Genomic DNA, 8,718 nt, shown 5'->3' on the forward strand with positions numbered 1-8,718 from the left:
GCAACGGGGTTCACCAGGCCATGCTCGGCATCGCCCGGCTCTACAACCTGGCCCTCACCGGATAACTCACGGCCCATACGGGACAACCTCTAGGCACACATCACCCTAGCCATGCTCGCTCATCCTTTCTCGCGGCCACGGCGCCACAATCGGCGGCAAAGGGGGATGTAGAAATGGTTCCACCCTGGTTCCGCTCACTGTGGCAGAAGTCCGCCGATTAAGCAACTGACCCCGCACACCGGCCTGCCCGCCACTTCGCATCAATGCGTTGAGACCGTCGCGATGGCGGCGAAGGCATCATTAACGGAGCTTCGAAAAATTTTCCTACCCCTAACCTGGCCAAAATCATTTACAGATGCGATAGCCAATTCGGCTTGCCCAGGATTTCCGTGCAGGTCCAGGAGCGGTCACATGGCTGGTACCTCTGTTCCGCCTGTGGGGCTTGCGAACAGAGGCCAGCCGTGAAGCTTTTCTACGGAGCAACCCCCGCCACCCAGGCAGTCCCATTCCAGTGCGCTTTGGATAGGTCCTTGAGGAATACATAGGAACCCTTCACCCACGGCGTCGCGGGGTGAGCGGCAACGCCCTGCACGGCTTCAAGATTCGCGCTTCCTGCACTCATCTGCGGCCCTTGGATTCCCAGTCCTCCACTTAGTTGATAGTTGTCCGTCGTGGCGACCTTCAGAGGACTACGACCTACGACCCACTTATCGCCATCCCAATAGGCTGTCGAGGACCCCCCACCGAGCTTGACACCGAAAACAATGTACTGCTCACTCGTCCAGGGGGTGGCCGGGGTGGGGGCCACATTATTCAGCGCAGCAAGATCCGCAGGGATTTTCGCCCCAAGCGGAGTAAGGTATGCGCCAACCTTACGAGCGGTTGCACCGCTCGCAGCAGGCGCCGTACTAGGAGCGTAGCTACTTGCTAGGTATTTGGCGTCGTCATGGTTGACAATGCCGTCCACGCAGCGCGGAGCGGACTCCCCTGTCGCAGCGGTCCCCCAGGCGGGGTTCGCGTCACAGGGAGAGACCCGTGCACCGACAACCTGGTCCCGCTTCCACCAAGAGGGCGCCGGAAGCGCCTGGGTGTAAGGGCCAAGTTCCGGCACTTCTCCCAGTTTGATTTTACCAGACCATCCCGCCGAGGCACCGTAATCGAATGCCGAACTCTCTTTCCCGGTCATGTCCAACCAATCGGAGGTGAATTCATGGACACGCCTCCCGGAGCCGTACTGAACAACCTCTTTAATGAATCGTGACCTGGCGAGATAAGTTGGCTGGGCGTCAGGGTTGCTGCGATCATACTTCGTGACGCTTACGCTAAAGTCGGCCGCTTTCGGGCTCATGTCGTGAACCGGCTGCATGGAGGGATTCCAGTTCACCACATTGAGGACTCCGCGCAACTGCGGATGGCCGTCTTGAGCCTTGTCATATTCGATGCACACCTGGGTCAGCATGTTGGCGTAACCGTCCGAGAACCCGGACCAGGTGGAGTTGGGCGTATACCCATGGCCTGGATTCCAATAGCCGGCACTAAGCTTTGTGCATTTGCTGACCTTGTTTTCGAACGCCGCCTTCTGTTCTTCCAGCGTGAAGGTGGGAGGCGGGTTGGTCGCTGGGGAGGAGGGGGTTGCGGTGACGGTGGGAGTGGGGTCGCTGCTCAGGGTGTTCGTTCCCCCCACTCCGCCGGTGAGGAGGAGTGCCGCACCAACAGCTCCCGCCGTGACAGCCCCACCTGCGACCATAAGCTTTTTCTTCATGGCTCTCCTTTGATGCCCTAGCGGCCTCCAGCCTGCGTGGCCGGTGACTGCTATTGATGCAGCAGGAGTCCATGTGGCACTACTGGGGGGGGACCCCTGTCTTTCGACCGGCCGCCGCTCCTACATCAGTACCGGCCTCGTCGTCCCGCACTGCAGTCGACCAGGCAACCTCCGTTGTTCGGCGAGGAAGACGCCGCACAGTTCGCGGCCGTGTCGATCACTCCTTCGCCTGCACGGAGCATCTCTGCGACTGACGACAGCTGGCTCCGCACCGCTCCCTCTGGCCACCACATGCGGTCTACTGCTGATCCCGCTGGCCATCACCGCCGTCCCATCAGGCCTATCGTCCTCCTCTACCATCCCAACTGCGCTGCCCGCCGCACCGGCCGCGCCCCACACCGTCCAGGTGGTGGCGCCGGGTGAGCGAGTTGAAGTCATGCCGCAGGTGCAGCTGTGGCTGACCAAAGACGGCAAACACTGGTCCATCCCGGAAAGGCAGACCAGTTCCGCGGCGTCACCGACGGCAACCTCGACAAGACCCGGCCCGACGTGTCTTCAGACCGAACCCGCCGGCAAGAACTACTTCCTATCAGGCGTCTACCACGGCAAGGGCAACGTGGCCACCGACAAGATCGAAACTACAAAGGGCACCGTGACCGGCACCATCGTGCGCCTCGCCGGGGAAACCGGAACTACGGAAGGCCGGCCGTCGCAGACTCGTCGAGGTGATCCGGCCCAAGCCCCCCCCCCCGCATGGCCACCCGGCTGATCGACGACGTCTTCACCGCACTCGACGAGCAGACCGTCGTGGTCCCAGGCACCGGCATCAGCAGACACCCAACAGACCCTGCCGACCCAACACCCAAGCCACACAACAAAATTTCATTCCGAAACGATCAGTTAAAGGTCGTTTTCATCCGCCTTGGCAATTTATAGACCGATTCCGAGAGGGTGGAGTGGTGGTGCGGAAGAGGCAGCAGGTGGGGCTGGGGTTGGTGGGCCTGAAGGAGTGAGGGGTGGGACGGGGTACTGCTCATTCCTGTCTCATCCCAGGATGCCCAGCTTTGAGGGCTGCGTGCTTCGGTGGCCATCGCTGTGCGCCTGGGCGCACTCGGCCCGCGGCGATACATCACGAGCATGGCGAAGCGGCGTCCGTATCCGAGTGATCTGTCCGATGCGCGCTGGGAGTTGATCGAGCCCGTGCTGGCGGCCCGAGCATCTTGGAATGCCTTCCCGGGACCGGGCATCAGTACGCTGCCCGGCACCGGAAAATCATGTATTGGTGCGTGTGCGGGGTGGGATCAGTTGGGACTGCCCACGAGAAGGAGGAGAGCGTCTACTAGGCCGTCGGTGGCGGCGCCGGTGGCGAGGCGACGAAGTTGCAGACCGGTGACGAGGGCGACGACGGGGCCAGCCATGCGTTCAGGGTCTGGTACACCGAGGATCCCCAGGATGGACGCCGCCAGTTGATCATAGGCAGCGAAGCATTCAGTCGCGGCTGCGCGCAGTTCAGGGTCCCGACCGGCTTGGATGTAGAGCTCGTAGGGGGCGATGTGTTCGCTGTCGAAAGCAGTGTCCATGGCGACTTGGCCGACCAGCGTGCCAGCTTCCTGGGGAGTCATGGGGCCTGTGCAGTGGTGGGTGGCGAGGTCGGTGAATCGGCGGGTCTCTTGAGTGACGAAAGAGCGCAGGCTTTCGCGCAGCAGGTCATGTTGGGTGGCGAAGTGGTAAGTGACCGAGCCGAGGGAGACGTCGGCTACCTTGGCGATGCGGCGGTTGGTGACTGCGGCGACGCCGCCTTCACCGATGATCCGCAGTGTGGCCGCGATGATGCGTTCCCGGGTCTGCGAAGGATTCGGCATGGTGCTCATCGTTTCATGGTCGGCCTTCCCAGCCCGTCATGCTTTCCGCGGAGGGCAGCGGGTTGTGTGAGGTCCGGCCGGCGGAGTAGTCGGCATGGGGCCGGTGTTCGTACCAGCGCAGGCGGTCCTCGAGTTGGGCGGCAAGGGAGATCAGGAGGGGTTCACTGTGTGCGGGGCCGAGGAGTTGTGCCCCCAGAGGGAGTCCAGTGCTGGTGAACCCGGCCGGGACGCTGATGGCGGGCCAGCCGAGAACGTTCCAGGGCCAGGCGTAGGGGCAGGCTGCGATCATCGCCTGATTGGTCCGGGAGTTGGACAGTCCCGTGGATGCGCCGATGCACGGGGGCGGCGTAGCGGTGGTTGGGGTGAGGATCACGTCGACGTGCTGGAAGATCGCACCTATCCGGCGTTGTAGGGGGTGCTCGGCGGCGCGGGCCAGACGAAGGGCATGTCCGCCGAGCAGGCGGCCAAGGCGGGCATTGTGACGGGTTCGGGGGTCGAGGAGGGTGCGGTTTGGCGCGCGTTCGCTCCAGTCGCGGATGCCAGCCATGCCGCGGGGCACCTGCGTCAGCCCAATCAGGCCGTAGCGTGGCTCGGCTTCGATGACGTGATGCCCTAGGGCTGACAGGGTCTCTGCTAGGTTCAGCGTGGCGCTGCGGGCCTCGGAATGCAGCGGTGTCCGAGTGGCGGCAAAGGCACTGCGCAAAGACAGCGCGATCCGTAACCGGCCAGGGTCGCGGTGAGCGGCGGGCAGCATCGCAGTGTGCGGGGGCTGATGGAGATCGTGGGGGTGGTTGCCAGCAGCGGCGTCCAGGAGCAAGGCGGCGTCGGATACTGTGCGGGCGAGTGGCCCGACGACCGTCAGTCCGTAGAAGGACTCTGGATCAGGCCACGTGGAGATCCGGCCGCGCTGGGGTTTGATGCCGACCAGATGGGTCCAGGCGGCCGGGATCCGGACGGAGCCCGCGCCGTCGGATCCGAGCGCGGCGGAGATTAGGCCAGCTGCCACAGCGGCGGCGGAGCCGCCGGAGGAGCCTCCGGGAGTGTGGTCAGGGTTCCACGGGTTACGAGTCGCGCCGAACGCGGCTCCTTCGGTGAAGGGCCACTGGCCCAGTTCCGGCGTGTTGGTCTTGCCGACGATGATCGCCCCTGCGGCCCTCAGGCGGCGGACCGCCTCGCCGTCAGCTGTCTGGGGAGGGAAAGTGCCGCCGCACCCGAAGGCAGTCGGCTCGTCGGCCACGTCGGTGTCGTCCTTAACGGCGATCGGAACGCCAAGCAGCGGGAGCCGCTCCCCGGCTTCCAGGCGCCTGTCGGCGATGTCTGCCTCGGCTAGAGCTGCGTCTGCTCGCACCCGGCGGAACGCGTTAAGGGCAGGCTGGGCAGCCTTGATCCGTGCCAGGGCCTCTTCCACCAGGGCACGGGACGAGACGTGTCCGTCAGCGAGAGCGGCCGTCTGGTCCACGAGATTCGCATATGAGGAATCGGGCATCGTCTTTCCTTCCATCCTCCGTTATTGTTCGTTCGAACGAACAATAACGGAGGATGGCTTTGATGAACATCAGTGGATCGACTGTTCTTCTCACCGGCGCCAGTGGCGGTCTCGGTCATGCCCTGGCCCAGGCACTGGCCTCCAGAGGTGCCAGTCTGGTGATCACCGGCAGGCGCGCCGACGCACTCGGGGAACTGGCGGAAACGCTAGGCGCCCGCCCAGTAGTCGCAGATCTCGGTGATCGAGACGAGGTTGAGCGCCTGGCAGAGGAGGCCGGACCCGTGGACATCCTGGTCGCCAACGCTGCCCTACCTGCCAGTGGCGACTTCCTTGACTACACCCCCGAGCAGATTGATCGGTCGCTGGAGGTGAACCTACGCGCACCGCTGATGCTCACTCGACTACTGGCGCCGAGCATGGTAGCGAAAGGCCGCGGTCACCTGGCGATGATCGGGTCGATCTCGGGCCGCACCACGTCTCCGGCCACCTCACTGTACAGCGCCGCGAAATTCGGCCTGCGCGGATTCGCCCTTGCCCTGCGCCAGGACCTATACGGCACGGGCGTCAGCGTGTCGATCGTACAACCGGGCTTCGTCCGCGACGCGGGAATGTTCGCTGACACCGGGGCCACACCGCCCGCCGGCATACGCACCGTCAGTCCCGAACAGGTCGCGGCCGGCACCATCAGTGCAATCGAGCGCGACCGGGCCGAGGTTAACGTAGCGCCGGTCGAACTGCGCCTTGGCAGTGCCATCGGCGGCCTCTTTCCCACCCTCGCCGCAAGTATCCAGCGCAAGGCAGCGCCCGACTTGCTCGTGCAACAGATCACCGAAGCCCAGCGCAACAAACGCTGACCGAAGTATCCCCCTGAACCAGGTCACCAGCCCTTCCACTCACGACTTCACAGCCGTCCCGTCTGACCTCCCGACATTCGGCAGCGCTATACGGGACTGGACTGTAAGAAAAAACGGTGTAACTCTGGTCGTGGAAGAGTGCACCTGTGACCAGCGAGAACATTGCCAAGGGAGCGGTTCTGGGCCTGCGCCGACGGCGGTGGACGACCGTTTCATCGAGGAGCTCGTGGCCCGGGCTCAGGTGGAAGGCCTGCAGCTGACCGGTGAGGGGACTGCTTCAGCAGCTGACGAAGCGGCTGCTGAAGTCCGCCCTCGAGCCGAGATGACCGACCGATCATCTCGGCTATAACCGGCACAATGCGGCCGGGAAAGACGGCGGACTACCCGCGCAACGGGAGGCGGTCCAAGACCGTCGTCACGGACGTCAAGCCGGCAACAGCCTTTTGGTCAGCGGACAGCCGGGTCGGTCGGTAACCCAGCTGCACGCTATTCCCCGCGAATGCGGGGTATGACGGGTGGGTCAGGTCCGCGACGCCGTGACGACTTTCCACCCGGTCGGAGAAGCCGCGATGATGTGATGTACGGTCTACAAATCAGATAGTCGATCTGCGAAGGTTCGGTGGACCCCTATGTTGCGGGACCTGACACGCGAGCCGCCAATCGTCGCATCATCCATGTGGGCAGACCCGACGCCCTTTTATGAGTTGTCTTGTACAGAAAGCCTTACTGCCTCTGTATACGGTTGAGGGTGCGACCAAGGGGAGTGCCACGGAAGACCTCCCAGAGGTAGGCGGCACCCGGAGCGGCGTGGTGGCCCAGAAGCCACCGGGCTTCTACATCGCCTCCTTCCCATAAGGGCACCATACCTTTGAGCGCGGGCACAAGACGTACTTGGGGTGAGCCTCCGCCTCTGATCAAAGCCTCATCGACAGGGCAGCACGTCACCGATCGAGGGACGCTCCCCGAAGGGCGCCACCATGTATGCGTATCGGCATTCTCATGGTAGGGATCGAACGGGCACGGACGAAATAGGCTGCCGTAGTGGTTGAATCGGGCCATTGATAGTTCAGCGGTAAATTCTTCTACCGCTTCATTCTTCCAAAAGAGGTCTCCCGGCTCCCCCATTCGCCATTGGTCACGCAGTCTTCTAGCAGCTCCCAACTCAGAACCGACCAAGGCTTCAACCGCGATGAGCTCTTGATCCAATCCGTCCATAATACGCAAAGCAAGCGCCCGACCTCGGGCTAAATCTCTGTTAGGCATGATCCCGTAGACGCAGAGGACTCTTTGTCAGTTCCACTCAAGGCCGTCCCGTAACTCTTGGACCGCACGCTATCGCCCGATTCGCACGTATCCTCCGGTGTCTTCGCCGCTCCATCGAAGGCGAGCCCAAGGCGGGAGCGAGCACGGTCAGGGTGGGTGAGCTGGCACCAGCCGACGTAACGACGGACTTATACTCGTCTCCGCTGCCGAAGCACTCCTCGATCACCCAGCGCATCCTGACCACCTCGCCCAATACGTCATTTCACCCCACCATAGCCACACAATCTCCGAGAAGATCAGACGAGGCTGACCCGTTTGGCTGATCGCCCCGCCTGATCCTGCTCATCGTACGCGGAAGACCGGGCCATTGGCGGTGAAGGGCAACCGAGCGCAGCCGCTGGCAGTGATGATCAGGATCGGGCCGTCGGCGGGGAAGTCGGGCGCGTCCTCCAACAGGCGTATCGCCAGCTGGAGGACGGTACCATCACGGCCTGTCACTCGAAGCCTTCTCCGCGATGGTCTCTACAGGCAGGTAGCCGGCGTCATAGACGGCAGCCGTATGACAGAACAGGACGCGCGCAGCGGGCACGTTGCGTGCAATGGCGTAGGAGACGACCGCCCCGAGGGCCTTATCTAGAAGCTTCGTGTCCATGGATCTGGAGGAATCCAAAGCAACACCGAAGGTGCAGCGCCGTGGTGGCTCCAATGTCAAAGGGCGAAAGGCTCAGGCAGTAGAAGCTCGACGTTCCGGTCTTCGGCTGTTCCCCGTCGGCTGTCAGGTGCCGAGCGCGTCTGGACGTCGTTTGCGGCGAGTTCCCTAGCGAGCACGGCCAAAGCTTCAGGCGTGTCGGTACGACCAGAGACCGTGTCCTACATGGCCCGTTGGCAGTTGTGGTGGGCGTGGGGTGTGGGCGGTGGGGATGGATCGTTCCGGACGGTTTGTGGGAGCTTGCGGAGCCGTTGTTGCCGCCGGCGCGGGTGCGTCCGCAGGGCGGTGGGGTCGCGAACATCGATGATGAGGCGGTGTTCGCCGCGGGTATCTATGTGCTGGTCAGTGGCTGTGCCTGGCGGGCGATGCCGCCGTGCTCCGGGGCGTCCAAGTCGACCGTGCACCGCCGGTTTCTCATCTGGTCCCGGGCCGGTGTGTGGGGACGGCTGCATCAGAAGGTGCTCGAGCTCCTGGCTGGCCAGAACCTCGTCGACCTGTCGCGTGCTGTCCTCGACTCCACTCACGTCCGCGCTAAAAGGGGCGAACTTGCAGGTCCGTCGCCCCTGGACCGGGGTAAGCCCGGTTCCAAGATGCACGTCCTGTCCGACGCGAACGGACTGCCTCTACGCGTGGGACTCTCCGCGGCCAACACTCATGACAGCGTCGCCCTGAAGCCGATGCTGTCCCTGTCGAACACCTTCTTCCCCGCCTGGTTCACGGCAGTGGCATGGTGGTCGCCCTTGCCGACATCCAGTCCCAGATAGACGCCGATGCCAGTCTCG

At 63.5% G+C, this 8,718-nt stretch carries 4 protein-coding genes and 4 pseudogenes; 4 read left to right on the top strand and 4 right to left on the bottom strand.

Annotated elements, in window-relative coordinates:
* Positions 1-472: 472 nt before the first annotated feature.
* Positions 473-1,762: a hypothetical protein gene (locus ACZ4NT_RS38040; RefSeq protein ID WP_467729962.1), complete on the bottom strand. Its 1,290-nt coding sequence runs from the start codon at positions 1,760-1,762 to the stop codon at positions 473-475.
* 692 nt (positions 1,763-2,454) lie between these two features.
* Here ACZ4NT_RS38040 and ACZ4NT_RS38045 point away from each other — a divergent pair.
* Positions 2,455-2,587: pseudogene (locus tag ACZ4NT_RS38045) on the top strand (IS110 family transposase); the annotation flags it as partial.
* A 476-nt stretch (positions 2,588-3,063) separates the two neighbouring features.
* Here ACZ4NT_RS38045 and ACZ4NT_RS38050 read toward each other — a convergent pair.
* Positions 3,064-3,633, bottom strand: a complete 570-nt coding sequence (locus tag ACZ4NT_RS38050; RefSeq protein ID WP_467729964.1) for a TetR/AcrR family transcriptional regulator — start codon at positions 3,631-3,633, stop codon at positions 3,064-3,066.
* A 4-nt stretch (positions 3,634-3,637) separates the two neighbouring features.
* On the bottom strand, positions 3,638-5,125 hold the full coding sequence (locus tag ACZ4NT_RS38055) for an amidase (RefSeq protein ID WP_467729966.1): 1,488 nt from the start codon (positions 5,123-5,125) through the stop codon (positions 3,638-3,640).
* 47 nt (positions 5,126-5,172) lie between these two features.
* Here ACZ4NT_RS38055 and ACZ4NT_RS38060 point away from each other — a divergent pair, with 47 nt between their 5' ends.
* Entirely contained in the window at positions 5,173-5,964 is a 792-nt protein-coding gene (locus ACZ4NT_RS38060; protein WP_467729968.1) for an SDR family NAD(P)-dependent oxidoreductase, read from the top strand.
* Positions 5,965-6,163: 199 nt separating this feature from the next.
* A pseudogene (locus tag ACZ4NT_RS38065) lies at positions 6,164-6,396 on the top strand (transposase); the annotation flags it as partial.
* A 1,173-nt stretch (positions 6,397-7,569) separates the two neighbouring features.
* Here the strand turns inward: ACZ4NT_RS38065 and ACZ4NT_RS38070 are convergent.
* Positions 7,570-7,918 (bottom strand): annotated as a pseudogene (locus tag ACZ4NT_RS38070) (DUF2201 family putative metallopeptidase); the annotation flags it as partial.
* Between the two features lie 209 nt (positions 7,919-8,127).
* On the opposite strand from ACZ4NT_RS38070, the pseudogene ACZ4NT_RS38075 reads away from it, so the two are divergent.
* A pseudogene (locus ACZ4NT_RS38075) lies at positions 8,128-8,622 on the top strand (IS5 family transposase); the annotation flags it as partial.
* Positions 8,623-8,718: the final 96 nt, after the last annotated feature.

This window comes from Streptomyces sp. NPDC026417 (genome assembly GCF_055567695.1).